The 24,897-nt window shown below is 63.3% G+C and carries 23 protein-coding genes; 6 read left to right on the forward strand and 17 right to left on the reverse strand.

Going from position 1 to position 24,897, the window contains the following annotated elements; all coding sequences use genetic code 11:
- Nucleotides 1-81: 81 nt before the first annotated feature.
- Nucleotides 82-1,287 carry a porin gene (locus tag QYH69_RS13760; RefSeq protein WP_308832420.1) on the forward strand — a complete coding sequence of 402 codons (1,206 nt, stop codon included), beginning with the start codon at nucleotides 82-84 and terminating at the stop codon, nucleotides 1,285-1,287.
- A gap of 136 nt (nucleotides 1,288-1,423) precedes the next feature.
- Here the strand turns inward: QYH69_RS13760 and QYH69_RS13765 are convergent, their stop codons facing one another.
- The 15 genes from QYH69_RS13765 to QYH69_RS13835 all read right to left on the reverse strand — a co-directional run bounded on the left by QYH69_RS13765 (nucleotide 1,424) and on the right by QYH69_RS13835 (nucleotide 16,272).
- Complete coding sequence (locus QYH69_RS13765; protein ID WP_308832421.1) at nucleotides 1,424-2,329, reverse strand: proteasome-type protease; 906 nt, start codon at nucleotides 2,327-2,329, stop codon at nucleotides 1,424-1,426.
- Nucleotides 2,330-2,468: 139 nt separating this feature from the next.
- A complete protein-coding gene (locus QYH69_RS13770) occupies nucleotides 2,469-3,275 on the reverse strand; it encodes a transglutaminase family protein (protein ID WP_308832422.1) in 807 nt (268 codons plus the stop codon).
- A gap of 24 nt (nucleotides 3,276-3,299) precedes the next feature.
- Nucleotides 3,300-4,250 carry an alpha-E domain-containing protein gene (locus QYH69_RS13775; protein WP_308832423.1) on the reverse strand — a complete coding sequence of 317 codons (951 nt, stop codon included), beginning with the start codon at nucleotides 4,248-4,250 and terminating at the stop codon, nucleotides 3,300-3,302.
- Nucleotides 4,251-4,272: 22 nt separating this feature from the next.
- Nucleotides 4,273-5,682, reverse strand: coding sequence for a circularly permuted type 2 ATP-grasp protein (locus QYH69_RS13780; protein WP_308832424.1), 1,410 nt, complete (start codon nucleotides 5,680-5,682; stop codon nucleotides 4,273-4,275).
- Between the two features lie 577 nt (nucleotides 5,683-6,259).
- Complete coding sequence (locus QYH69_RS13785; protein WP_308832425.1) at nucleotides 6,260-6,706, reverse strand: HU family DNA-binding protein; 447 nt, start codon at nucleotides 6,704-6,706, stop codon at nucleotides 6,260-6,262.
- Nucleotides 6,707-7,157: 451 nt separating this feature from the next.
- A complete protein-coding gene (locus QYH69_RS13790) occupies nucleotides 7,158-7,580 on the reverse strand; it encodes a hypothetical protein (protein ID WP_308832426.1) in 423 nt (140 codons plus the stop codon).
- A gap of 103 nt (nucleotides 7,581-7,683) precedes the next feature.
- Entirely contained in the window at nucleotides 7,684-7,986 is a 303-nt protein-coding gene (locus QYH69_RS13795) for a hypothetical protein (protein WP_308832427.1), read from the reverse strand.
- A gap of 63 nt (nucleotides 7,987-8,049) precedes the next feature.
- Entirely contained in the window at nucleotides 8,050-8,988 is a 939-nt protein-coding gene (gene panE / locus QYH69_RS13800) for a 2-dehydropantoate 2-reductase (protein ID WP_308832428.1), read from the reverse strand.
- Nucleotides 8,989-9,149: 161 nt separating this feature from the next.
- Complete coding sequence (locus QYH69_RS13805; protein WP_308832429.1) at nucleotides 9,150-10,334, reverse strand: thiolase family protein; 1,185 nt, start codon at nucleotides 10,332-10,334, stop codon at nucleotides 9,150-9,152.
- Between the two features lie 113 nt (nucleotides 10,335-10,447).
- A complete protein-coding gene (locus QYH69_RS13810; protein WP_308832430.1) occupies nucleotides 10,448-11,950 on the reverse strand; it encodes an efflux transporter outer membrane subunit in 1,503 nt (500 codons plus the stop codon).
- 22 nt (nucleotides 11,951-11,972) lie between these two features.
- Nucleotides 11,973-13,553 (reverse strand): DHA2 family efflux MFS transporter permease subunit, encoded by a 1,581-nt coding sequence (locus QYH69_RS13815; protein ID WP_308832431.1) that lies wholly within the window; start codon nucleotides 13,551-13,553, stop codon nucleotides 11,973-11,975.
- Between the two features lie 86 nt (nucleotides 13,554-13,639).
- Entirely contained in the window at nucleotides 13,640-14,734 is a 1,095-nt protein-coding gene (locus QYH69_RS13820) for an HlyD family secretion protein (RefSeq protein ID WP_308832432.1), read from the reverse strand.
- Nucleotides 14,735-14,807: 73 nt separating this feature from the next.
- Nucleotides 14,808-15,254, reverse strand: a complete 447-nt coding sequence (locus tag QYH69_RS13825; protein ID WP_308832433.1) for a MarR family winged helix-turn-helix transcriptional regulator — start codon at nucleotides 15,252-15,254, stop codon at nucleotides 14,808-14,810.
- 56 nt (nucleotides 15,255-15,310) lie between these two features.
- Nucleotides 15,311-15,733 carry a MarR family transcriptional regulator gene (locus QYH69_RS13830; RefSeq protein WP_308832434.1) on the reverse strand — a complete coding sequence of 141 codons (423 nt, stop codon included), beginning with the start codon at nucleotides 15,731-15,733 and terminating at the stop codon, nucleotides 15,311-15,313.
- Nucleotides 15,734-15,852: 119 nt separating this feature from the next.
- On the reverse strand, nucleotides 15,853-16,272 hold the full coding sequence (locus QYH69_RS13835; RefSeq protein WP_308832435.1) for a phasin family protein: 420 nt from the start codon (nucleotides 16,270-16,272) through the stop codon (nucleotides 15,853-15,855).
- Nucleotides 16,273-16,603: 331 nt separating this feature from the next.
- Between QYH69_RS13835 and QYH69_RS13840 the strand changes: the two genes are divergently transcribed.
- Both QYH69_RS13840 and QYH69_RS13845 read left to right on the forward strand, forming a co-directional pair.
- Nucleotides 16,604-18,055: a cytochrome P450 gene (locus tag QYH69_RS13840; protein WP_308832436.1), complete on the forward strand. Its 1,452-nt coding sequence runs from the start codon at nucleotides 16,604-16,606 to the stop codon at nucleotides 18,053-18,055.
- 47 nt (nucleotides 18,056-18,102) lie between these two features.
- Nucleotides 18,103-19,014, forward strand: a complete 912-nt coding sequence (locus QYH69_RS13845; protein ID WP_308832437.1) for a LysR family transcriptional regulator — start codon at nucleotides 18,103-18,105, stop codon at nucleotides 19,012-19,014.
- 51 nt (nucleotides 19,015-19,065) lie between these two features.
- Here QYH69_RS13845 and QYH69_RS13850 read toward each other — a convergent pair whose 3' ends face one another.
- Nucleotides 19,066-19,383 (reverse strand): DUF1840 domain-containing protein, encoded by a 318-nt coding sequence (locus QYH69_RS13850; protein WP_308832438.1) that lies wholly within the window; start codon nucleotides 19,381-19,383, stop codon nucleotides 19,066-19,068.
- 372 nt (nucleotides 19,384-19,755) lie between these two features.
- Here QYH69_RS13850 and QYH69_RS13855 point away from each other — a divergent pair, with 372 nt between their 5' ends.
- From QYH69_RS13855 to QYH69_RS13865, 3 genes are all read left to right on the forward strand, one after another.
- Nucleotides 19,756-20,916 carry an HPP family protein gene (locus tag QYH69_RS13855; RefSeq protein ID WP_308832553.1) on the forward strand — a complete coding sequence of 387 codons (1,161 nt, stop codon included), beginning with the start codon at nucleotides 19,756-19,758 and terminating at the stop codon, nucleotides 20,914-20,916.
- Between the two features lie 62 nt (nucleotides 20,917-20,978).
- Nucleotides 20,979-21,392 carry a MarR family winged helix-turn-helix transcriptional regulator gene (locus QYH69_RS13860; protein ID WP_075159804.1) on the forward strand — a complete coding sequence of 138 codons (414 nt, stop codon included), beginning with the start codon at nucleotides 20,979-20,981 and terminating at the stop codon, nucleotides 21,390-21,392.
- A gap of 5 nt (nucleotides 21,393-21,397) precedes the next feature.
- A complete protein-coding gene (locus QYH69_RS13865) occupies nucleotides 21,398-23,278 on the forward strand; it encodes a chloride channel protein (protein ID WP_308832439.1) in 1,881 nt (626 codons plus the stop codon).
- A gap of 135 nt (nucleotides 23,279-23,413) precedes the next feature.
- Here QYH69_RS13865 and QYH69_RS13870 read toward each other — a convergent pair whose 3' ends face one another.
- Nucleotides 23,414-24,865 carry a catalase gene (locus QYH69_RS13870; RefSeq protein WP_308832440.1) on the reverse strand — a complete coding sequence of 484 codons (1,452 nt, stop codon included), beginning with the start codon at nucleotides 24,863-24,865 and terminating at the stop codon, nucleotides 23,414-23,416.
- Between the last annotated feature and the right edge of the window lie 32 nt (nucleotides 24,866-24,897).

A 24,897-nucleotide genomic window follows, 5' to 3' on the forward strand; every position in this document is an offset into this window, starting at 1 on the left:
TTTTTTCGTTTCTTGTGCATGGACCCCCTGCGTTATTCTCCGTTTCGCAACAACTAAACAATCATCTGCGTGGAGATTTGGATGAAACGAATCGCACTGTCTACCCTCTCGTTGGCTCTGCTCGGTGCTACCAGCGCGGCGCACGCCCAGAGCAGCGTGACCTTGTATGGCGTCCTCGACGATGCGTTCCAGTGGGTACACCACGCGAACCCGGCGAATGACAACCTCTATCACCTGCAGTCAGGAAACATCCAAGGTAATCGTTGGGGTCTGAAAGGTACCGAAGACCTCGGCGGCGGCCTCAAGGCGATTTTCCAGCTGGAAAGCGGCTTCGATCCGAATAACGGCAGGGCCGGCCAGGGCGGTCGCCTGTTCGGCCGTCAGGCATACGTCGGTCTGACGCAGGACCAGTACGGCACGCTGACGGTGGGCCGCCAGTATGACCCGCTCGTCGACATGATCCAGCCGATCACCGCCGACAACTTCTGGGGCAGCATGTTCGCCACGCCGGGCGACGTCGACAACAACGACAACAGCTCGCGTACGAACAACTCGTTCAAGTATGTCTCGCCGGTCTGGAGCGGTTTCCAGTTCGAAGGCATGTACGCGTTCGGCGGCGTGGCCGGCACGACCGGTTCCGGCCAGTCGTGGGGCGGTGCTGCAACGTACGGCATGGGTCCGTTCAACGTTGCCGCGGGCTACTTCCGCATGGACAACGCGAATGGCTTCGCCGCTCGCGGCGGCGCACTGCCGACGGCCGCCAACCCGCTCGGCACGGCGCCGGGCTGGAGCACGGGCGCGACGTCGGACGCTACGTTCGACGGCTCGACGATCAACAGCGCCTACGCATCGGCGAAGTCGATCAGCATCACGTCGGCGGCTGCCCAGTACGTGGTCGGTCCGTTCACGTTCAACGCGCGTTACAGCTTCGCACAGTACAAGCCGGACGCATTCTCGGCGTTCAGCAATCAGGAGAAGTACCACGTCGCAGGCGCTTACGCGGGCTACCAGCTGTCGCCGGCCCTGCTGCTCGGCCTCGGCTACACCTGGACGCACGGTGCGGGCGATACGTCATCGAACTACCACCAGGTTTCGGCCGGTGCCGACTACTCGCTGTCGAAGCGTACCGACGTCTACCTGATGGGCGCATACCAGCACGCGAGCGGCACGCAACGCGTCGACGCGACGACGACGACCGACGCGAAGGCTTCGATCGGTTCGTACGGCTTCCAGGCTGGCTCGAACACGCAGGAAATGGTCAGCATCGGTATCCGTCACAAGTTCTAAAAGCAACAACAAAAACTGCGCAGCGTGAAGCTCTACGCTGCAGTTCAAAGCCAGCCGAAGGCGCAAGCCGAGGCTGGCTTTTTTCTTGTGTCCGTTCTTGTGTGCGGTTGTTCGATGTTCGGCGGCCGGCGGCCGTTCAGCGCGGCGTTTTCGGCTTGTCGGACTGGGCCAGCGTTTGAGCGGGCCGCACGTCGAGCGCATCGTGAGCAGCGGCCGAAGGTGCGCGAACCAGCAGGCTCTCGCCTTCGATATCGGCGTGCGGAATCGCCGCCGTATCGCGCCAGTCCGGGTCCGGAATTTCGGCGAACACCTGCCGCAACCGGTCGCCCCATGTGCGGTGAATCATCTGGTAGTAGGCGTTATCCTGCGTGACTGTCACGAAACGCGTGACGCGCAGTGCATCCTTCTCGTAGACAAGCAGATCGAGCGGCAAACCGACCGACAGATTCGAGCGCAAGGTCGAATCCATCGAAATCAGCGCGCATTTGGCCGCTTCGTCGAGCGGCGTCTGCGGCACGAGCACACGGTCGATAATCGGTTTGCCGTATTTCGATTCGCCGATCTGAAAATACGGATTCACGCTCGACGCCTCGATGAAATTGCCGGCCGAATAGATCATGAAAAGGCGCGGCCGCGGCACGGTACGGGGAGCATGTTCGTCGGCGTCACCGGCATCGCCCTGCGCGATCTGGCCGCCAAGAATGAAACTGCAATTGAATTCGACGCCGAACTGCTGCAACGCCTGAGAATCCCGCTGATGCACGTTGCGCACCGCGCGGCCGACCACGGCCGCCGCATCGGCCATCGTCGACACGGTCCACAGCGTCGGCTCGAGCGGGTCGGACGGTTCGGACAATTCGCGCAGCACCGCCTGCGTGAGCGACAGGTTGCCGGCGCCGAGCAACACGAGCACGCGTTCGCCCGGCTGCTCGAACACGGACATCTTGCGTGCCGTGCTGATATGGTCGACGCCGGCGTTGGTTCGCGTGTCAGACAGAAACACGATTCCTTCATCGACGCTCAGTGCGACGCAATACGTCATGACAAATTCCTAAGTCGGATCGTAGCCATGTCGTTCTGTGAGCCAAGGAGTTGGTAGAATGTTTTGTCTTCCTAAGACCGCTTGGCCTCCGACTTTATCCGTGCGACTGATGCGATCGATGCGATCGCCGCTATTGCTGCTATTGCGGCGACTGCTCGAACGCGCTGACTGCAACCGTTACGTCGAGCCGTTCGCCGTGGCCGCCGATGCGTCGCCCGCGCACGGGCGACGCCGCTTCGTAGTCGCGCGCGACGGCAAGCCGGCAATACACGTTCGAAGCAAACGCCGCATGCGTGACGTCGACCGACACCCAGCCGACGCCCGTCAGCCAGACGTCGACCCATGCGTGGCTCGCGGCGTCGTCGACTTCGCCGGGCTCGATATAGCCGCTCACATAGCGTGCCGGCACGTTGCGCGCGCGACAGCAGGCAAGCATCAGATGCGTGTGGTCCTGGCAGACGCCGCGGCCAAGCGCGAGCGCCTGCGCCGCCGTGCTCGTCACCTCGGTGATGCCCGACTGGAACGGCACGCGTTCGACGATCCGCTCGGCAAGCGTAATCAGCGCGGCTGGCGTGTCGAGCGGAGGCGCGGCGTGCGCGAGTTCGCTGATCGCCGGATCGGCGTCGGTCAAACGCGTCGCGCACGTGAAGTGTTCGAGCGGAATCGGACCGGCGTCTTCGTTCAGACAGCCGTCGAAAAGCGGTATGGTTTCGACTTCGCCCGACACATGCACACGAATCTCGTCGTGCGGACGGTTCATTACGAGCGTGTGCAGCACGTTGCCGTACGCGTCGAACGCCGAATCGAGCTTGCCGGGTGCGTCGAGAAACCAGCGCCGCACGGTCTGCGACGAACCGCTCAATGGGGTCAGCCGCAGTTGCTGGATCGAATAGTGGACCGTCGCATCGTAGCGATAGACCGTTTCATGGCGGATCGTCAGAAACATAAGGGCACTCCGTACAGGCTTTCTTCAGGCCACCGGCAGCAGTAAATAGGTGCGAGCGACGAGATTGCCGAGCTCGAACACGCGCGCGAGGAATTGCGTGAGCCATGCATGCAGCCCCGCTTCGAAAATCTGCCGGATATCGGCATATAACAGCTCGGCACGAAGCTTGCCCGCAAACCGCTCGCACGTATTCGAGCCTTCGGTACGCAGCATCGCGAGATTCGCGCACACGCCGTCAAGCGACGCGAGCAGCGAACGCGGCATCTGCGAGTTCAGGATCATCAGCTCGACGACGCGCGCCGGCGTCACGACATCGCGATAGACCTTGCGGTAAATCTCGAGCGCCGACACCGAACTCAGGATCGACGTCCAGTAATAGAAGTCTTCGAGCTGGCGCGCGGCGTCGCGCGAATTGGGCGCCGCGTCGGCGAAACGCACGTCGAGAATCCGCGCGGTGTTGTCCGCGCGCTCGAGAAACGTGCCGAGCTGTGTGAAGAAAAACGCGTCATCCTGCAACGCGGTGCCGATCGTCACTCCGCGCGACAGGTGCGAGCGGAACTTCACCCACTCGAAAAGCGCGGCCGGATTGACGGCCAGCTGGCCCGCCGCAATGCGTTCGTTGAACTCGAGCCATGTGTCGTTGATCGTTTCCCACCATTCGGTCGTCAGCGTGCCGCGCACGGCGCGCGCGTTTTCGCGCGCCGCCTGCAGACACGAGTGGATGCTCGACGGGTTGGCCGCATCGGCCACCATGAAGTCGACCACATGCTCGCGCGCCGGTTCGGCGTAACGCTGCGAAAAGGCGCTTTCGAGCTCGGAAATGCGCAGCACCGCGCGCTGCGTGCGGGCTTCCTGTTCGGACGTCTGCGGCAGCAATTGTGCTTTCAGGTTGATATCGAGCATGCGCGCGGTGTTCTCGGCGCGCTCCATGTAGCGCGCCATCCAGAACAGGTGGTCGGCAGTGCGGCTCAGCATGATGACCTTCCTTTATTGTTGTTCAGTCGACCATCCACGTGTCTTTCGTCCCGCCGCCCTGCGACGAATTGACGACGAGCGACCCCTGTTGCAGCGCGACGCGCGTGAGGCCGCCCGCCACCATCGTCACAGTCTTGCCGGACAGCACGAACGGACGCAGGTCGATATGGCGCGGCGCGATGCCGGCTTCGACGAAGGTCGGACACGCGGACAGCGCGAGTGTCGGCTGCGCGATATAGCCGGCCGGCCGCGCGAGGAGGCGCGCGCGAAACGCTTCGATTTCATCCGCGGTCGCTGCCGGGCCGACGAGCATGCCGTAGCCGCCCGCACCGTGCACCTCCTTCACGACGAGCTCGGGAAGGTGGGCGAGCGTATAGGCGAGATCCTCGGGCTTGCGGCACTGGTAAGTCGGCACGTTGTTGAGAATCGGCTTCTCGCCAAGGTAGAACTCGATCATCTGCGGCACGTACGGATAGATCGACTTGTCGTCGGCGATACCGGTGCCCATCGCATTCGCGAGCGCGACGCGGCCGGCGCGATATGCCGTGAGAAGCCCGGGCACGCCGAGCGCCGAATCCGGGCGGAACGCGAGCGGATCGAGAAAATCGTCGTCGACGCGGCGGTAGATCACGTCGACGCGCCGCGGTCCTTGCGTGGTGCGCATGAATACGTAGTTGTCGTCGACGAACAGATCCTTGCCTTCGACGAGCTCGACACCCATCTGCTGCGCGAGAAACGTGTGCTCGAAGTATGCCGAGTTGTACATGCCCGGCGTCAGCACGACGACGACTGGATCGTCGACGCCCGCCGGCGCGACCGAGCGCAGCATGTCGAGCAGCAGGTCGGGATAATGCGCGACCGGCGCGATACGGTTCTGCACGAACAGCTCGGGGAAGAGCCGCATCATCATCTTGCGGTTCTCGAGCATGTACGAGACACCGGACGGCACGCGCAGGTTGTCCTCGAGCACATAGAACTCGCCGTCCATCCCGGCACGCACCACGTCCACACCGGCGATATGCGCGTACACGCCGAGCGGCACGTCGACGCCCTGCATCTCGGGCCGGTACTGCGCATTCGTGTAGACCTGGTCCGCGGGCACGACGCCGGCGCGCACGATATTGCGCTCGTGATAGACGTCATGGATAAAGAGGTTCAGCGCCTGCACGCGCTGGCGCAAGCCGGCTTCGAGCGTGCGCCACTCGTCGCGCGGAATGATGCGGGGAATCAGGTCGAATGGAATGAGCCGCTCGGTGCCGGACAGGTCGCCATTCACGGCGAACGTAATGCCGACGCGCCTGAAAAGCAGATCCGCCTCGGCGCGTTTGCGCGCAATCGCTTCATTGCCCTGTTGCTCGAGCCAGTTCGCAAAGCGCGTGTAGTGCGGCCGCACGGCTTCGTCGTGATGACGCATCTCGTCATAGCATCGCATGTCACGCCCCGCTCTTTTTGTCGGATAGAAGGCGAATGCGCTGCGCATTCGGTGTCCGGCTGTTTCAAGCAAGCGTTATGCCATTGAGCCGACAGGCCGTGTTTTGCAGGGGCAATGGACGTGGCCCGGGCATCACAATGTAACCCATGGCGACGAGCGAAATGCACACCGCTATGCACTGCGAACGCGCAATAACGTAGAAGCTGCCCGAAGAAGCTGCCCGAGCGTTGAGCGAGGCCGCAAATGGCTTGATTCGATCGTACCGCGCAGGGCGGCGATGCGCTACCAAGGTGCGCGATGCAGCGCACCAGGACCGGTTCGATGCAGCGGCGACCCGAGTTAGGGAATCCAGCGGGAAGTAGCAGGCTAAAAGCAGGTGGAGAAAAGCAGCCGGTTAAAAGCGCGCAGTCAAAGGAAGCCGTCTACACGAACACGGCTGGATAAGTCCGGCGGTTACCAGGACCGCGGAATAAAAAAATCCCCGCGAGTGTTCCTCGCGGGGATTCAAAGACAGACATCGGTGGGTCCATCGCCACCGCCCGAAGACGGCGACGATCGAACCACGCCGTGCCGATCCTTAGGCCGATGCCGCGTCCTTCAGCTTCTTCAGCGCACGTGCCTTGACGCGCACCGAAGCAGGCTTTGCCGGGAACCAGCGCTCTTCACCCGTGAACGGGTCCTTGCCGAAGCGCTTCTTCTTGGCCGGGACAGCTTGCACCGAGATCTTCAGAAGACCCGACAGCGTGAATTCGCCGGCGCCCTTCTTGTGAACTGCGCCGAGGATCGTGTCTTCGAGCGCGGCCAGAACAGCCTTCGTGGACTTCGGTTCAACGCCCGCGCGTTCAGCCACGTGATTGGCCAGCGAGGCCTTCGTGAAGGTGTCCTTGATCGGCGACGGTACGCCGGACGCCTTCACGGCGACCTTCTTAGCCGCGGCTTTCTTTGCGGGAGCTTTCGTTGCAGCGGCCTTCTTGGTCGCTGCGGTGGTCGCCTTCTTGGCAACCTTCTTTGCGGAAGTCGGCATGTTTCTCCTACCTGTTGTTGGTCAGTGAGCCACGAAGCGTACACGACATGTGTACGCTTCACGCGGGATTCTACAAGCGCAAAGGCGTTTCGCGCGAATCTTTTATGCGTCGATACGTTCTTTTGTTGCGTGCCGCAGACTACGCGACACATTTTGACGCTTGTTTTACGGGTTAAAAGTCATCCCGTCGCATTTCGTAGGTACCTGTACACCACCTTTTGGAATCGGGCGTCTGTCGGGATGCACGTTGAATGAGGCGCTCGTCCCGATGCGCGGCGACGCCCGGACACCCGAAGACCTTCGGCCCCAGCGACGGCCGCGTGCCGGCCTTCGGCCATCAGCGTGCCATCGCGTACCCTCACGAGCCGGCTGCGCCGTTAGTGCAGGTCCGCCGGCTCCGGCCGCTCGCCGGGTCCGCTTCGCCGCCCGCTTCAGTTGATCCGAATGGCGTTCAGTAAGTGCGATGGGAAGGGTCGGCGAGATGCGAGGCAACGACAAAGCTCACGCAAGGCATGGCAAACACCATAAATAACGCAACGTGCGCGACGGCTCGCGCGTGCCGCATCGCGAGCCAATAGAGCGCGACGACCAGTTGCAGCGCGCAGAAGATCCACACCGGTACGCTCGTCAATATGCTTGCCTCGCCCGTGCCGGCAAGCCATAAACCGATGGGCACGATCACCGCGCTCAGCAACGCGAGCACGCCGAAGCATGCGCTTTTTCGCACGCGCCTCACGAACAGCAGCGCGGCCACTGCGACTTGCGCAGCGGCAACGTAGAGAATCAGGCGCGGCAGTGCGCTACCGGTTGGGTAGGCGTGCGGATCGATCAGATAAGCGATGTAGATGATGGCGGTTCGCAATATGTCTGTCATCGTATTGCAGGGCTAACTGGCAAAGCTGACTCGCAGGACTGACTGCGGCACACGAATGCGGAAACGGGTGGACGCGGATACGGGCTCCGGCCTCGAGCGCTGCTCAGATGAGCACCACCGCCACCACGATTGCGATCCAGATAAACGCGGCACCGGCCATAAACAGATGCCGCGCGATGCGCATCCTGGCGTCGGGGGTGTCGGGTTCGACAGGCGCGGTGGCCATCCACGGCACGACTCCGAGGCAGGCGAATCCGATCAGCGCGAGTGCCGCGATGAGCCGGTCCGCGCGCGTCCAGCCGCCTGGCTCGTTGATTCCCCAGTAGCCGAGAAACGCCATGCCGATCGAAAAGACCGTTGCCGAAGCGGAACTGATCGCCACCACCGATCCTTGGGGACTCGGCATGGTTCACCTCCTGTCACAAGGCTTTTTATCGTGCCGTCGATTCTACTTCAAGCATTTGACGTTTCAGCCGCCGCGCGTTTCCCGCGCTTCATAGGCTTTCAGATGCGTGTACGCGACGCGCAGCAGCGATAGCGGCGCCGCGGCCCGTTGCGCCTCGCCGCCCCGTTCGATCAGATTGCCGACGATATGGTCGGCTTCGATCTTCGAGCGATTCTCGATGTCGCGCAGCATCGAAGCGGTCAGCGGCGAGCCTTCCTTGAGCAGGACGCCGCGGTCGCGCGTCTGCACGGCGTCGCTGACCGGAAAGCCGTTGTGTTGCGCAATGCCGAGGCACTCGCCGTAGATGCCTTCGATCAGCCGCTTGCCGTCCCGCGTCTTCAGAATGTCGCCGATCGCTGCGCGGGTGACGCAGGTGCTTGCGGCAAGCGTTGCGAGGAACGTCCATTTGTCCCACATCCGCTGGCCGACGTTGTCGACCGCCTGGGAAACGAAGTTGGCGCCGTCGAACGTGCGCTCGATTTCGCGGATGCGGTCCGACATGCCGCCAGCGAGCTCGCCGTAGGCGATCGAGTGCGAGTCGTTCAGATGCTCGATCTCGCGGTTGCGATTCAGCGTTGCAGCAATGAACGCGATGCCGCCGAGCACGTTCGCGGCGCCGAATTTCGCCTTGAGCGTATCGATATGGCTCATGCCGTTGAGCACGGGCAGGATCATCGTCGACGGGCCGACCGCGGGCGCAAACGACTCGATTGCGTCGTCGAGGTTGTAGGCCTTGCAGCTCAGCAACACGAGATCGTACGGTTCGCGGATGCCGTCGGCGAGCACCGTCGGCACATCGTGCAGCGTTGCGTTGCCATGCGTGCTTCTGACCACGAGACCCGAGCGTCTCAGTTCCTCCGCACGCCCGGCGCGCACGAGAAACGTCACGTCGCGGCCCGCCTCGATCAGGCGCGCGCCGAAATAACCGCCTAGCGCACCCGCGCCCACTACGAGAATTCGCATCTTCGTTCCTTCGATTGTCGAGTGCCGGATAAAAACGTACGCAAGTATGCAGGAGAAGCCTGGAACGCGTGCGGCACGCGGCGCATGCCGCGAGCCGCCTAGACCACCGCTCGGCCCCGCGGCGACATTTGGGCCCGCATGCGCCGATAAACGTTAACGAGTCAGAACATTTCAAGCGCGAGCGCGATGCCCTGCCCGCCGCCGATGCACAGCGTGACCACGCCGCGTTTGAGGCCGTCGCGCCGCATCGAATGAATCAGACGCGTGGTGAGAATTGCGCCTGTCGCGCCGATCGGATGGCCGTGCGCGACCGCGCCGCCTTCGACGTTGACCACGTCTTCAGCGAGACCCAGTTGCTGGATGATCGCGAGCGGCACCGCGGCAAACGCTTCGTTGATCTCGAAGCGCTCGACGTCGGTCAGCTTCCAGTCCGCCCGTTCGACCGCCATGCGCACCGCCGGCACCGGGCCCAGGCCGAACATGCCGGGCTCGACCGCGCCGATGCCATAGGCGACGAGCCGCGCATGCGGCTCGATGCCGTTCGCTTCCGCGTAAGCGCGTTCGGCAACCAGCATTGCCGCCGCGCCCGAATTCAGGCCCGGCGCATTGCCGGCCGTGATCCTGCCATCGCGGCGAAACGCGGGACGCAGCTTCGCCAGCGTTTCGACGGTCGTATCGGGACGCAGTTGCTCGTCGTCGGTAAAGCGGATCGTTTCCTTGCGGCCCTGCACTTCGACCGCCACACGTTCCGCTTCGAACGCGCCGCGCTCTTGCGCGGCCGCGAACCGCTGATGCGAACGCGCGGCCCAGCGATCCTGCGCTTCGCGCGTAATCGAAAGCTTCGTAACGAGATCTTCGGTGTGCCAGCCCGAATGCTCGCCCGAGAACGCGTCGACGAGACCGTCGTGCAATGCGCTGTCGTAGATCTGCGCATTACCCATGCGGTAACCCCAGCGGCCCTTGTCGAGCAGATACGGCGCGCGGTCCATGTTCTCCATGCCGCCCGCCACCGCGACGTCGCCGAAACCGAGCCAGATTTCGTGCGCGGCCGACACGACCGCCTGTGCGCCCGAGCCGCATACGCGATTCACTGTCTGCGACGGCACCGACACGGGCACGCCGCCGGCAATCGCGGCCTGGCGTGCCGGGTTCATCTTGTTGCCGGCCTGCACGACGTTGCCCATGACGACGGAGCCGAGCCTGCTCGCATCGAAGCCGCTGCGGCGCACCGCTTCGCGCACGACGAGCGCGCCGAGGTCGGTGGCCGGTACGTCCTTGAGCGTGCCGCCAAACGCGCCGATTGCGGTTCTGACGGGATTGCTGATCACGATTTCTCGAGTAGTCATTGCTGCTCCTCACAAGGAAGTGCTACACGTGGAAGCCTCGCTCGCGCCGCACGCGAGGCGCCGATGTTCATAGGCGGCGGTCGAAGCGGCTTGCAGCCCGGCTCACCCGCCAATCAGTTTGCGGCGACGGCCGCCGCAGCCGTTGCCATCGACGCAGCAGCCGGTGATGGCATAACCGGCCTGCCCGCATTCGCTGCCGTCGCGCTGTCCGCTGCCGGCGCATTCCATCCGCCGCCGAGCGACCGGTACAGCGCGACGGCCGCCTGTGCATGCGTGCGCTTCGCTTCGTTCAACGCTTCCGCGTCGACGAGGTAGGCCTGCTGCGCATCGAGCACATCCAGAAAACTCGACGCGCCGTTCTTATACAGTTGCGTCGACAGCTTCAATGCCTTGTTCGATGAATCGAGCGCGCCGCCCAGCCGGTCGACCTGCGTTGCGCCGCTAACGAGGTCGCTGCGCGTATCCTCGATTTCCTTAAGCGCGTTGAGCATCGTCTGCTGCAGCCCGAGTTGCGATTCGCGCATCCGGCTTTCGCTTGCGTCGATATTCGCGTTGATACGGCCCGCGTTGAATATCGGGCTCGTCGCACTCAATGCGGCACTAAACAGGTTATCGGTCAGCGTCGGCGTACCGACCCACGATGCGGCAAGCAACCCGTCCGTCAGATTAAGTTCAAACTTCGGGTAACGCTCGGAACGTGCCAAACCGACCTCCGCAGCGCGCTGCTCGACTCTTGCGTACGCGGTCTGCACATCGGGACGGCGCAGCAATGCCTCGGACGGCAGCGTTACGGGCACACCCTGCGACGGCACCGGAACCGCACGCGCATCGGTGAGGACGAGCTGTCCGACGCTTTCGGGCGTGCGGCCCGAAAACACCGCAATCAGACTCAGCTGATGCTGAATTTCCGACTGTACACGCGGAATGCGCGCCTGCAGGTCCTGCAACTGGTTCTGCGCACGCGCGACGTCGAGCTGCGTCGAAAGGCCGTAGCGGAGCCTGTCCTGCGTGAGCTTCAGCGCGCGGCTGCGGATCTGCTCGTTGTCGTTGAGAATCTGCAGTTCCGATTGCGCCCAGCGCAGATTGATATAGGCGGCCGCGGTGTTTGCGGCAAGCGCGAGCCGCAATTCGTTCAGCGCGGATTCGCGTCCCGAGACCTGCGCCCTGGCCGCGAGCACGGCAAGGCGTTCGCCGCCGAATACATCCGGCTGCCAGCTTGCCGAAAGCCCCGCGCCTGCGGCATCGACGTAACCGAGCGGCGGCGGCAGAATCTGCCGCGTATGCGACGCGATCGCGGTCGCATCGAGCTCCGGCAGCAGCGCCGCATGGCGTTGCTTCACGTCGTCCTGCGCCTGCTTCACGCGCTCGACAGCCGCTTTCACATCGAGGTTATCGTTAAGCACCGACTGCACGAGATCGTGCATGACAGGGTCGCCGAATCGCGTCCACCATCTGTTCGCGTCGACGTTATCTTGCGGTGCATCGACGCTCCAGGCGGCCGGCGCAGCCGTCTTCACCGTTTCCGGCAAATCGGCGTGCGTCGCGGGTTGAACCGCGCAGGCCGCGAGCGTCAGCACCGCTGCGGCAGCCAGCACTTTCATCAGAATCGGTTTCATGGCGGTTCCTTGACTGAATCTTCTAGTGAGCATCGGGGGGCGGCGCGTTAAAGCCAAACGGTTTTGAAAACAGCATCGCGAGGAGCGCGACGCCGAAACACAGCGCGACCGCCAGAAAGGTGTCGGAAAAAGTCAGCGTCAGCGCTTCGCGCGTCAACAGCGCATGCAGCGATGCGACGCTGCCCTGCAGACCGTTGACCATATCGCCGCCGGCCGCGGACAGATGTGCGGCCCGATCGCGCAGGAACGATTCGACGACAGGCCGGCCAGCGGTGACGTGTTCGTCGAGCCGCTCGTAATGAAGATTGAACCGGTCGTTCAACATCGTGCTGACCACGGCGATGCCGATCGCGCCGCCAAGATTACGCATGAGATTGAAAAGTCCGCTCGCCGACTTGAGCCGCGACGGCGGCAGCGAACCGAGCGCCATCGTGACGATCGGCGCGATACAGAACTGCTGGCCGAAGCCGCGCAGCGCCTGTGGAATCAGAAACTCATACCAGCCCCATTGGTGCGTGATCGGCACATACAGATAGCAGCCGAGGCCGAACAGAATCAGCCCGAATACGAGCAGCGTGCGCAGGCTGATAAACCGCGCAGCGGTCGTATACATGACGAGCCCCATCAACTGAAACACGCCGACCGAAAGCAGCGCAAGGCCGATTTGCAGCGAATCGAAGCCGCGCACGCGTGCGAGAAACACCGGCGTCAGATACACGGTGCAGAAAATGCCGATGCCGGTGACGAACGACAACAGGCTACCGATGCCGAAATTACGCAGCGCCAGCGCCTTCAGGTCGACAATGGGATCTTTCGCGGTGAATGCATGGACGAAAAACAGAAAACCGCAGATGCCGGAAATCCACGCACACGCGAGAATCACAGGGTCGCCGAACCAGTTTTTGCGCGGGCCTTCCTCGAGCATGTATTCGAGGCAGCCGAGAAAACCGCTCATCAGCACAATGCCGCGGTAATCGCCGCGCTTGAGCAATGAGATGTCGGCGTGGTCGACGTGTACGAAGCGCGGCACCAGTACCGTCACCAGCGCGCCGGGCACGAGGTTCAGGTAGAACAGCCAGTGCCATGACCACTGGTCGGTCACCCAGCCGCCGATCACCGGGCCGATGGTCGGCGCGATCGTCGCAAGCGTGCCGATCGCCGTCGACGCAATCAGGCGCTGGCGGCCCGGGAATATCATGAATGCAGTGGTAAACACGGTCGGGATCATCGCCGCGCCGAGTGCGCCTTGCAGCGCTCGAAACAGGATCATCGAATTGATGTCCCATGCAAGGCCGCACAGCATGCTCGTCACCGTGAAGCCGAAGGCCGATGCGGTAAACAACCAGCGCGTCGAGAACACGCGCGTGAGCCAGCCCGACATCGGAATCACGAGAATCTCAGCGATCAGATACGCGGTTTGCACCCAGGACAGCTCGTCCTGGCTCGCGGAAAGTCCGCCGCCGATGTCTCGAAGCGAAGAAGCGACGATCTGGATATCGAGTGTCGCCATGAAAAAGCCGATGCACATCAGCGTGAACGCGAAGACTTTTTCGCGCATCGGCAGATTCATCGGGTCGATCGGGGGGGCGGCGGGGTGGGTCATGGTGAGCGTTTTCCGTTGCGCGGCACGCGCTTACCGAGCGGTCGCGATCGGTTGCGAGTGGTTGCGAGCGCTTGCGTTGGGGTCGGTCATGCGCCTGCGCGCTGTTCGTTCAGATGCACGCTCACCGTCGCCGACAGGCCCGGCCGCAGTACGTGATGCAGGTTCTTCGGCACGTCGAGCCAGATGCGCACGGGCACCCGCTGCACGATCTTCGTGAAGTTGCCGGTCGCGTTTTCCGCGGGCAGGATGCTGAAGGTCGCGCCTGTGGCCGGTGCGAGGCTTTGCACGACGCCGGTAAGCGGTTCGCTCGATGCGTCTAGCTTCACGTCGACCTTGTCGCCCGCCTGCATGTGCCTGAGCTGGTCTTCCTTGAAGTTCGCATCGATCCACAGGCCGTGCTCGGGCACCACGGTCAACAGCGAGATGCCGGCATTGGCGAGCATGCCGACGCGCGCCGTGCGGTTGCCGATGTAACCGTCTACGGGCGAGCGGATCGTCGTGTATTCGACATTCAGTTCCGCGACGCGCTGCGCGGCATTTGCCGTCGCCACACGCGCCTGTGCGTCGCCAATCTGCGCATCGAGCACGGTAAGCTGACGCTGCGCGGCAACCAGCGACGCATTGCTGCGATCGACGGCGGCACGGGCTTTCTGCAGGTCCGCATCGGCGCGCTCGACCACCTGATCCGATACGGCTTCGTCCTTCACGAGTGCGCGATAGCGATACTGATCTGCCGCGCTGCGCGTGAGCTCGGCGCTCGACGCGTGCACGCCCGCCGCCTGCTCGTTGATCAGCGCGAGCTGCAGCGTGCGCTTCGCCTCGAGTTCGGTCACGGCGGCTTGCGCGCTCTGCACTTCGGCGTTCGCCTGTGCGAGCCGCGCATCGTAGTCGCGCGAATCGATGCGGATCAGCACCTGATTCGCATGCACGTACTGGTTGTCCTTCACGAGCACATCGGTCACGAAGCCGCTCACGCGCGGCGCCATCACGGTGACGTCGCCGCCGACATACGCATCGTCGGTCGTTTCGATAAAGCGGCCGACGAAGTACCAGTAGGAACCCGCGCCAATCAGCACGACGACGACGGAAAGCACCGCAAGCGACATCCAGGGAATATGGCGTGTTTTCTGCGCGGTTCCCGCCACGTTCGGCGGCGCGATTGTCGATGGAGTTGAGCTCATGTATTTGAGTGCGTATGCACTTAAAATGGTTAAAAAAATGCGCCAGCAGGCGCTTTCCTTTGCCTTTCGTTGCTCAGATTGGCTTTTTCGTCAAATCGAACAGTTCCTGCCGCAACGACGCGGCGCGCTGCGTGCCGAAATGCCTTTCAAACTCCTGCTGCGCGTCGTGCCAATGGCTCGCCGCGGCTTCGAGCTTCTCGAGGCCAGCCGCCGTGAGGCGCATCTGGAACGCCCGGCGATCCGCCTCCGATGCGTCGCTGCGCACGAGGCCATCGCGCTGCAGCGGCTGGATCGCACGAACCAGCGTCGTGCGCTCCATCACCATCCACTCGGCCAGTTCCTTCATCGTGATGCCGGGCCGGCGGCGAATCCGGTTCAGGATCGAGAACTGCGTGATCTTCAGACCGGCCTTGCCGACATGCCGGTCGTAGATCTGCGATACGAAGCGCGCGGCTTGCCGGATGGCAAAGCAATCGTCTGGCAGCAACGGCGCGGCTAACGGTTCATCTTCTGGGTGCATATACACAAATATCGAGTCAGGTTGATCAAAACTTTCTTCGAACAGTACGGAAAAAATCAGGCGGTGATGCTAAAGAGCTCGCTACGTAACGATTTGGCGCGCGTCTTGCCGAACTTCGCTTCGAACTCGTCCTGCGCTTCGCGCCAGGCGGCAGCCGCCTGCTCGAACAGATGCCTGCCCGCGTCGGACAAACTGAACAGATACGTGCGGCCGTCGTGCTCGGAAGCCTCGCTGACGATCAGCCCGTCGCGTTGCAGCGGCTTCAACGCGCGAACCAGCGTGGTGCGCTCCATGACCATCGATTCGGCCAGGTCCACCATTGTCAGCTGCGGCTTGCGCGACAGCTTTGCCATGATGGTGTACTGCGCCGCCGTCAGGCCGACCCGGCTCAAATGACGTTCATAGATCTGCGTCACAAAGCGCGCGGCCTGGCGCAGTGCGAAGCAGTTGCATTCGTCATGGGACAGTGGCTTGTTCATGCTTCGCAGCATATATGTGCGTACGCACAGCGTCAAGCCTTACATGCAGAAAATATCGAGGGCGCCGGATCCCGCCGATGGCGGCGGTCGCTGCACTGCAGGTGGCGCCCTTCGTCCGGTTACTGCTTTTGCAGCAGCGTCTTCAGTTCCTGCACGTTTTCTTCGACTCGCTTCGCGATTACCGCATACGAGTCGGCTTGCGACCGGTAAGCGGCTTGCGCAAGCTGCTGCATGTCGGCGAGCGCCTTATGCAGCGTCTGCTGAACGAGTTCGGCCGTTTGCGCGGACGGCATGCCGCCGCCGGCCGCGTGCTTCGCCGCAAGCGTTTGCAGCTCGGCGAGCGTCGAACGCAGCATGTCGGCCTGCTGCTGTGCGATCGACTGCATGCCTTGCAGCGCCATCTGGTTCGCGGCGACCAGCGCCTCGATATCCTTGCGCCGGGCTTCCATCACGGCCGGAACGTCGAAGCCGGGCAACCTGAACTGTTCCAGCATTTTGTTGAATTCGGCAAACGGATTGGCTGCGTCTTTCGATTCCATGCTCGATTCTCCGGGAACGATGCGTCGAAATGGCGGTACGGCCGGACGGCCGGCGGCGAGTTGCGGCCGGTTATCCGCACGTGGATCGATCATGCACGTTCTGTTCCCGATATGCCAGCGCCGCCGCCCGATTGCCTCGATCCGCGCACACGATGCATGCTTGAGGGTATGGCTGTCGCTGCGCGACACACCGCTTCGCGCCGATGCGCAAAGACTTGCGAACCGCATACAATGGCGCCCAGGCATTGATCGGAGCAATTCACGCGTGCGGCAAGCAAGTCGTAAAGCGGCTTGCGCGCGGGCGCGCACTGCGCCCTAACGGAGATCCTTCATGAGCACGACTGCAAGCGGCAATACGAACCGAACCGACGGCACGCGGCTGCGGCAGCTGACCGACCTGCCATCGCCGAAAGGCTTGCCGATCATCGGCAACATGCATCAGGTTTCGCTACGAACATTTCACCTGAATCTCGAACGCTGGGGCCGCGAACTGGGCACGCCCTACACGTTCCGCATGCCCGGGCAGCAGATTGTCGTGCTCGGCGATACCGATCACGTGCAGGGCATCTCGCGCGAGCGTCCGCATCGCTATCGCCGTTTCAAGCCCGTTGAAACGGTGCTCGCCGAGTTCGGCGCGAACGGCCTTTTTTCTGCGGAAGGCGCGGCATGGGAGCCGCAGCGCCGGCTCGTCATGCAAGCGCTGTCCATCCCGCATATTCGCGCGGTTTACCCGACGCTCGCCGACATCACGGGCCGGCTGTACACGCGCTGGATGCGCGCGGCGCAAGAGCAGCGCACCGTCGATATGGTCGAGGAAATGAAGCGCTATTCCGTCGACGTCACGAGCGCGCTCGCCTTCGGCGAAGATCCCCGCACGCTCGAGCGCGATACCAATGTCATTCAGGAGCATCTGAAGCTGATCATGCCGGCGCTGATGTCGCGCACGAGCGCGCCGTTTCCCTACTGGCATTATGTGAAGCTGCCGCGCGACAGGCGCCTCGATCGCGCGCTGATCGAAATTCACCGTTATGTGCGCCGGATGATGGAGCGTGCGCGCGAACGCATGCGCGACGATCCGTCGGAGATGCCGCGCAATCTGCTCGAAGCGATGCTCGCGATGCGCGATATGCCCGATTCCGGCATCACGGACGACCAGGTCTCCGCGAACGTGCTGACCATGTTGCTTGCCGGCGAGGACACGACCGCGAATTCGCTCGCGTGGTCGACGATGTTCATCGCGACCGACGAGCCCTTGCAGGCGCGCCTCGCGAAAGATGCGCGCGCAGTGCTCGGCAGCGCGCCTGTCTGCACCGACTATGCGAAGCTCAAAGAGCTCGACGTGTTCGAAGCGGTCTGCACCGAAACCGGCCGCTTCAAGCCGGTCGCCGCGCTCAGTTCGTTCGAGCCGCTCGAAGACGTGACGATGGGCGATGTGCTCGTGCCCGTCGGCACCTTCATGTTCTTCCTGAATCGCCCGGCCATGCACAATCCGGCGAACTTCGTGAACCCCGAGCGCTTCGATCCGGACCGCTGGCTGCAGGCCCGCGACCCCGCACGCGGGGCGCACGAACAGCGTGCGTATCTGCAATTTGGCGCAGGACCGCGCGTGTGCCCGGGGCGGCATCTGGCCGGCGTCGAAATGCGCGCCGCGCTGTCGATGCTCGCCGCGAACTTCGAGGCGAAACTCGCCGTCGACGCATCGGAAATCGAGGAGATCAACGACTTCATCATGAAGCCGAGCAAGATGCCGATCAATCTGACCATCCGTCCACGAGCGGAATAAGCCAGACCGCGCACACAGCGCGGTCAATTAGAGCCCACGACAACAGCATGGACCGACTGCAGGCAATGACCACGTTCGTCACGGTTGCCGAAACCGGCGGGTTTTCGGCGGCCGCGCGCAAGCTCGACGTATCGCCGTCGGTAGTCAGCCGCATCGTCACCGAACTCGAGGAACATCTCGGGGCGCGGCTGCTTACACGCACCACGCGCATCGTCCGGCTAACCGAGACCGGCGCCAGCTACTTCGAAGACTGCCGGCGCATTCTCGGCGAAATCGACGAAGCCGAACAATCGGCAAGCGGCGAACATGAGGCGCCGCGCGGTGCAATGACGATCACCGCGCCTGTGCTGTTCGGCGCCTTGTATGTCACGCCGATCGTCGTCGAGTATCTCGCGCGTTATGCAGAAGTGGAAATGAACTGCTGGTTTCTCGACCGCGTCGTCAATCTCGTCGACGAAGGCATCGACGTCGCCGTGCGCATCGGCGAACTGCCGAACTCGTCTCTGCAGGCAATTCGCGTCGGCACCGTGCGACGCGTGGTCTGCGCGTCGCCGGAATATATCGAGCGCTGCGGCACACCGCGCACGCCCGACGATCTGAACTCGCACACCATCATTTCAACGAACGCGGCATCGAACGCGTCGTCGGAGTGGCGCTTCACGGTCGAGCGCCGCCTCCAGACGCTGCGGGTTCAGCCGCGCTTGACGAGCACGACGAACGATGCGGCCATCGCCGCGGCCGTCAAGGGCTTCGGCATCGTGCGGCCACTGTCGTATCAGATCGCGAGCCATCTGCGCGCCGGCACGCTGCAAGTGCTGCTCGAGCAATATGAGCCGCCGCCGCTGCCGATTCATGTCGTGCATCGCGAAGGCCGGCACGCCACGCAGAAGGTGCGCGCGTTTCTCGATCTCGCGATCGAACAGCTGCGCTCGGATCCTGCGCTTAATCGAAGTGCCTGATATCGCTCGATACCGCCCGACGCTTCGGGCGCCGGCGTATCCGCGTCGGCGCTACAGCCCCCAGATGATATCGGCGTTCTGCCGATAAGCCTCGCGCATCATGTCGAGAAACGGCCAGGCGCGCTTCGCGAGTCCGCCGCCCGCGTCCTCATTGCGATCGCGCGTATAGTGCAGCGCTTCGAGCGCGGCCTGCGCCTTGTCGTCGTCCGAAATCGCCGCTTCGAGACGGTTGATCGCGCCCGGCAACTCGTCGCGCAGGATGACACCCCGTGTGTCGAGCCGTTTCCCGACAAGGCCGAGCAGATATTGAGCGAGGTCCCGGAGCATCACCACATCGGGCGTGACGCGGGACCGAAAAGTGATCATCACGATGCCTCCTTCCCTGAGCTTGCGCCTTCCCGCGAAGGCGCTCCTGCCCCGGCTCTCCGGACTCGTATCCGGTATCTCTTCCATTCATTTTATGTCACGGTGTGAGCCGTTTCAGCGAGCACGGCATGCTTGCTCCGCACTTGCACAGCCTTGACAGGTATCTTTTCCAATCACCCGGTTTTTCCAGGGAATTGGTCCGTTTATATCACATTCAAATATTGTTACGTCTGCTGGTAAAACTGCCATAGCCGTCGCCGCAATGCCACCGGGACTGTCTTCCCGATCGTCGGTGCCGGTAAATACAAGAGGGAGACGCCAGCGCCCTCGCCATTCATTGCTCCGTACCCGCTCATCGTGTCCCGAACCAACGTGATTCGCTGGCTGGCCAGCTTTGTGCCCGGCCCTATCCTCCTCAAGTGGCCGGAGCGGATCCGCTCGTCCGCGGGAGCCTTTATTGGCCTCGCGCTCACCGCGACGCTGATGCAGGTGTCGTTCGGTCCGGAAGCCGCGATGCCAATGCTGATCGCGCCGATGGGCGCATCGGCCGTGCTGCTGTTCGCGGTGCCGGCGAGTCCGCTCGCGCAACCGTGGTCGCTGATCGGCGGCAATCTCGTCTCGGCAACCGTGGGGGTCATCTGCGGGATGCTCGTGCCGGATCCGTTCATCGCCGCCGCACTGGCGGCAGCCGGCGCGATCGCCGCGATGTTCGTGTTGCGCTGCATCCACCCGCCATCGGGCGCGGTCGCATTGACCGCGGTGCTTGGCGGACCCGCGATTCACGCACTCGGTTTCCGCTTCATTCTTGAACCGGTATTCGTGCAATCGCTATTCCTGCTCGGATCGGCGCTGATCTACCACGCGATTACGGGGCATCGCTATCCGCACGTCGCGCTCGTCTCGCGCGACGCCACGGCCGATGCGTCCGCGCATCAGCCGTCGTTGCGCGCCGATCTCGAAGCCGTGCTGCGCCGTCGCAGCGAACTGCTCGACGTGAACCCCGACGACCTCGAAACGCTGCTGCGTGAAACGGAGATGCAGGCGTATGCACGCAATTTCGGCGAGCTAACCTGCCGCGACATCATGTCGAATCCGGTCATCGCCGTAGCGCCCGGGGCAACAGCGGGCACCGCGTCTTATCTGCTGAACCTGCACGGCATCAAAGCCTTGCCGGTGATTACCGAAGACCGGCGCGTGATCGGCATCGTCACGCGCGCGAACCTCGCGAGCGGCACCGCCGAAGCGCGGCCGGGCTTCATCGAGAAGTGGTCGCGGCGCTGGTTCACCCCGCGCCCGAGCCTCGGCGTCGCACGGCCCGCGCGGCGCTCGATCGTCCAGTCGCTGATGACCACGCAGGTGCATACGGTTACCGTCGACACGCCGATCGTCGAACTGGTGCCGATCTTCGCCACGCACGGGCACCATCACATTCCGGTGCTCGATGCGCATCGCCGGCTTGCCGGCATCATCACGCAGGCCGATCTGATTTCCGGCCTCTACCGCCGGACGCGTGCACCGGCATACCGGTTAGCGTGATTTATATCATCGCGTGATATATTTGGCGTTTCCCCACCGCATTTCTTCCCGCGACCCTTCATATGAAGACCCTCACACGCGAGTTGGTCAAGGCCGACTTCGAGCAGCTATCGGAATTCCGCTATCAGATGCGGCGTTTCGAACGATTCTCCGAGCAGGCCGCACAAGGCGAAGGCATCACGCCGCTGCAATATCTGTTGCTGCTGCATATCAAAGGCTATCCGGACCGCGAATGGGCGACGATCGGCGAACTCGCCGAGCGGCTGCAAGCGCAGCATCACGGCGCGGTCGCACTGGTGTCGCGCTGTGAAGCGTTGGGGCTCGTCGAGCGGCGCGTCAGCGAAACCGATCGCCGGCAAGTGGAAGTTCACCTTCTGAAGGCGGGCGAGCGTGTGCTTTCGCGCCTCGCCGAACTGCATCGCGCCGAACTGAAATCGCTCAAGGGCGCCTTCACCATTCCGCAAATCGATCTATAAACATCATGAATCACGACGCCCACAAGCGCGATTTTTCCCGCAACGCCCGTCTTCCCGGCATCTCCGCGCTTGCCGTCGTGATCGGCGCGCTCGCCACGCTCGCCGCCTTCGTGCTGCTAAGCCTGATCCATCTGTTCACAAACCTGTTCTTCTACGGCCGCTTTTCGTTCGCGGACCATTCGCCGGCGCTAAACACGCTCGGCGCATGGGTCGTGTTGATCCCGGTCGTCGGTAGCCTGATCGTCGGACTGATGGCACGCTACGGCTCGGAGAAAATTCGCGGTCACGGCATTCCCGAGGCCATCGAGGCGATCCTGTTCGGCAAGAGCCGCATGTCGCCGAAGGTCGCCATTCTGAAGCCGCTGTCGTCGGGCATCGTGATCGGCAGCGGCGGACCGTTCGGCGCGGAAGGCCCGATCATCATGACGGGCGGCGCGTTGGGCTCGCTGCTCGCGCAATGCTTCAAGGTCTCCTCGGCCGAACGTAAGACGCTGCTCGTCGCAGGCGCGGCCGCCGGCATGACCGCAGTGTTCGGCACGCCGGTCGCGGCCGTGCTGCTCGCCGTCGAACTGCTGCTGTTCGAATGGCGCCCGCGCAGCTTCCTGCCGGTCGCGCTCGCATGCGCGGTGGCCGGCTTCGGCCGCGCCGTATTCTTCGGCACGGCGCCGCTTTTCCCGCTGCAAACCGCGGAGCCAGGCGCGCTGTCGCTCGTGTCCTGCGCGATTGCGGGGCTGCTGTCGGGCGCGCTGGCGTCGGGACTTTCTTCGGCGCTCTACAAGGTCGAAGACCTGTTCGGGCGTCTGCCGCTGCACTGGATGTGGTGGCCGGCACTAGGCGGGCTCGTGGTCGGTATCGGCGGCTTTGTCGAGCCGCGCGCGCTGGGCGTCGGCTACGACGTGATCGGCGATCTGCTTCATCAGCATATTGCGCTGCAGATCGCCATCGCGCTGCTCGTCGCGAAGGCGGCGATCTGGGTCGTTGCGCTTGGCTCGGGCACATCGGGCGGCGTGCTCGCCCCGCTTCTGATGCTTGGCGCGGGCCTTGGCACGGTGCTCGGTCACGTGCTGCCCGGCGGCGAACCGGCGCTCTGGCCGCTCGTCTGCATGGCGGCCACGCTCGGTGCGACGCTCGGCGCGCCGCTCACGGCCATCGTTTTTGCGTTCGGCCTTACGCACGACGCGAATGCGCTGCTGCCGCTGCTCGCCGCCACGCTCGTCGCGCACGGCTTCGCCACCGTCGTCATGAAACGCTCGATCATGACCGAAAAGATCGCGCGGCGCGGTTATCACATTTACCGCGAGTACGGCGTCGATCCGCTCGAGCGTCACTATGTCGACGAAGTAATGTCGCGCACCGTCGAAGCGATCGACGCGAACGTCACCGTGCGCGATGCACTCGCCACGTACTTCGGCGCGAACCAGAAACGGCGCGCGTACCCGGTGATTCGCAACGAAGCGGTGCTCGGCATACTCGACCGCGCAACGCTCGAACGCATTCGCGAATCGGCGCAGACGAGCATGGCGGCGGCCGCCGCCGTCATAGACGGAACGGGCGGCCCGGCAGCGGCCGACAGGTTGCCGGACGCGCTCGACATGCGCGTCGGCGACCTGATGCAGGACACGCCGGCTGTCGCGATGCCGCACGAAACCTGCCGCCTGATCGCGACGCGGCTCGCCGTGCACGGGCTCGAGCGGTTGCCGGTGGTCGCCGATCGTAAATCGATGCGTCTGATCGGCATCGTGTCGCGCAGCGACCTGATCAAGCCGTCGCTCGGCCACTTCGAAGAAGAGCACAAGCGCGAGCGGTTCCGTTACATCGGTTTCTGGCCGGGCGCCAGCAAGCGGCCGCTCGCCGCGCCGCAAAAAGAAGCGAATCCGCATGGCTGATTCCGGCCGTCCTGCTTCGACTGCGGCCGTGCAGCGCGGCCATGCGAACGACGTGCAATAAAAAAACCCCGCTAACGCGCGATCGCGATAGCGGGTTCAACACCCCCTACTGGATGAAGTAAGCCGCGGCGTGGCTCAACGTACGTTTTTGCTCTGCGCGATCGCCGCCAGCGCCTTCGCCACGCCCGCGCCATAAGCCGGGTCAGCCTTCGTGCAATGCCCGACATGCAGGTCCTGCACCGCTTTCGTCGTGCCTTGCAATGCACGCGCCGTATTGTCGAACAGCACCTGCTGTTGCGCCGCCGACATCAGACGGAACAGATCGCCGGGCTGAGAGAAGTAGTCGTCGTCGACGCGGTGATTCCAATGATCGGCCGCGCCTTCGATCGACAGCGGCGGCTCGCGGAAGTCCGGCTGTTCCTGCCATTCGTTGACCGTATTCGGCTCATAGGAAGCCGTGCCGCCGAGGTTGCCGTCCACGCGCATCTGGCCGTCGCGGTGATAGCTGTGCACCGGGCTTTGCGGCGCGTTGACCGGAATCTGGAAGTAGTTCGAGCCGAGGCGATAGCGCTGCGCATCGGCGTACGAGAACAGACGCCCTTGCAGCATCTTGTCCGGCGAGAAGCTGATGCCGGGCACGACACTCGACGGCGCGAAGCCGGCCTGCTCCGTTTCCGCGAAGAAGTTGTCCGGATTGCGGTTCAGTTCCACCACGCCGACTTCGATCAGCGGGTAGTCCTTCTTCGACCAGACCTTGGTCAGGTCGAACGGGTGGTAGCGATACGAGCCCGCCTCCTTTTCCGGCATGATCTGCACATAAAGCGTCCAGCGCGGGAAATCGCCGCGTTCGATGCTTTCGTACAGGTCGCGCTGGTTGCTCTCGCGATCGGTTGCACAGACTGCCGCCGCTTCTTCATCGGTGAGATTCTCGATGCCCTGCTGCGTGCGGAAGTGGAACTTCACCCAGAATCGCTCGTTCTGCGCATTGATAAAGCTGTACGTATGGCTGCCGAAGCCGTGCATATGACGGAAGCTCTTCGGAATGCCGCGATCGCTCATGACGATCGTCACCTGGTGCAACGCCTCGGGCAGCTGCGTCCAGAAGTCCCACTGGTTCTGCGCGCTGCGCAGGCCGGTACGCGGGTCGCGCTTGATGGCGTGATTCAGATCGGGGAACTTCAGCGGATCGCGGAAGAAGAACACCGGCGTGTTGTTGCCGACCATGTCCCAGTTGCCTTCTTCCGTATAGAACTTCAGCGCGAAGCCGCGAATATCGCGTTCGGCGTCGGCCGCACCGCGTTCGCCGGCCACGGTAGAGAAGCGCGCGAACATCGGCGTCTTCTTGCCGATCTGCGAGAAGATTTTCGCGCGCGTGTACTTCGTAATGTCGTGCGTCACCGTGAAGGTGCCATGAGCGCCCGCCCCCTTCGCATGCATGCGTCGCTCCGGAATCACTTCGCGCGCGAAGTGCGCGAGCTTCTCGATCAGCCAGACGTCCTGCAGCAACGCCGGGCCGCGCGGGCCCGCAGTTTGCGTGTTCTGATTGTCGACGACGGGAGCGCCGAATGCCGTGGTGAGCTTGCTCATGGGGTTTCCTTTCAAATGGTCGATCAAAGCCA

The sequence above is a fragment of the Paraburkholderia sp. SARCC-3016 genome (genome assembly GCF_031119615.1).
Classification (GTDB): domain Bacteria; phylum Pseudomonadota; class Gammaproteobacteria; order Burkholderiales; family Burkholderiaceae; genus Paraburkholderia.

Coding starts and splice junctions, on each gene's coding strand:
- QYH69_RS13810 (WP_308832430.1), bottom strand. CDS start 11,950: ATGAAACCGATTCTGATGAAAGTGCTGGCTGCCGCAGCGGTGCTGACG.
- QYH69_RS13805 (WP_308832429.1), bottom strand. CDS start 10,334: ATGACTACTCGAGAAATCGTGATCAGCAATCCCGTCAGAACCGCAATC.
- QYH69_RS13760 (WP_308832420.1), top strand. CDS start 82: ATGAAACGAATCGCACTGTCTACCCTCTCGTTGGCTCTGCTCGGTGCT.
- QYH69_RS13840 (WP_308832436.1), top strand. CDS start 16,604: ATGAGCACGACTGCAAGCGGCAATACGAACCGAACCGACGGCACGCGG.
- QYH69_RS13835 (WP_308832435.1), bottom strand. CDS start 16,272: ATGGAATCGAAAGACGCAGCCAATCCGTTTGCCGAATTCAACAAAATG.
- QYH69_RS13785 (WP_308832425.1), bottom strand. CDS start 6,706: ATGCCGACTTCCGCAAAGAAGGTTGCCAAGAAGGCGACCACCGCAGCG.
- QYH69_RS13790 (WP_308832426.1), bottom strand. CDS start 7,580: ATGACAGACATATTGCGAACCGCCATCATCTACATCGCTTATCTGATC.
- QYH69_RS13830 (WP_308832434.1), bottom strand. CDS start 15,733: ATGAACAAGCCACTGTCCCATGACGAATGCAACTGCTTCGCACTGCGC.
- QYH69_RS13770 (WP_308832422.1), bottom strand. CDS start 3,275: ATGTTTCTGACGATCCGCCATGAAACGGTCTATCGCTACGATGCGACG.
- QYH69_RS13765 (WP_308832421.1), bottom strand. CDS start 2,329: ATGACGTATTGCGTCGCACTGAGCGTCGATGAAGGAATCGTGTTTCTG.
- QYH69_RS13820 (WP_308832432.1), bottom strand. CDS start 14,734: ATGAGCTCAACTCCATCGACAATCGCGCCGCCGAACGTGGCGGGAACC.
- QYH69_RS13870 (WP_308832440.1), bottom strand. CDS start 24,865: ATGAGCAAGCTCACCACGGCATTCGGCGCTCCCGTCGTCGACAATCAG.
- QYH69_RS13815 (WP_308832431.1), bottom strand. CDS start 13,553: ATGACCCACCCCGCCGCCCCCCCGATCGACCCGATGAATCTGCCGATG.
- QYH69_RS13780 (WP_308832424.1), bottom strand. CDS start 5,682: ATGCGATGCTATGACGAGATGCGTCATCACGACGAAGCCGTGCGGCCG.
- QYH69_RS13795 (WP_308832427.1), bottom strand. CDS start 7,986: ATGCCGAGTCCCCAAGGATCGGTGGTGGCGATCAGTTCCGCTTCGGCA.
- QYH69_RS13775 (WP_308832423.1), bottom strand. CDS start 4,250: ATGCTGAGCCGCACTGCCGACCACCTGTTCTGGATGGCGCGCTACATG.
- panE (WP_308832428.1), bottom strand. CDS start 8,988: ATGCGAATTCTCGTAGTGGGCGCGGGTGCGCTAGGCGGTTATTTCGGC.
- QYH69_RS13825 (WP_308832433.1), bottom strand. CDS start 15,254: ATGCACCCAGAAGATGAACCGTTAGCCGCGCCGTTGCTGCCAGACGAT.
- QYH69_RS13865 (WP_308832439.1), top strand. CDS start 21,398: ATGAATCACGACGCCCACAAGCGCGATTTTTCCCGCAACGCCCGTCTT.
- QYH69_RS13860 (WP_075159804.1), top strand. CDS start 20,979: ATGAAGACCCTCACACGCGAGTTGGTCAAGGCCGACTTCGAGCAGCTA.
- QYH69_RS13845 (WP_308832437.1), top strand. CDS start 18,103: ATGGACCGACTGCAGGCAATGACCACGTTCGTCACGGTTGCCGAAACC.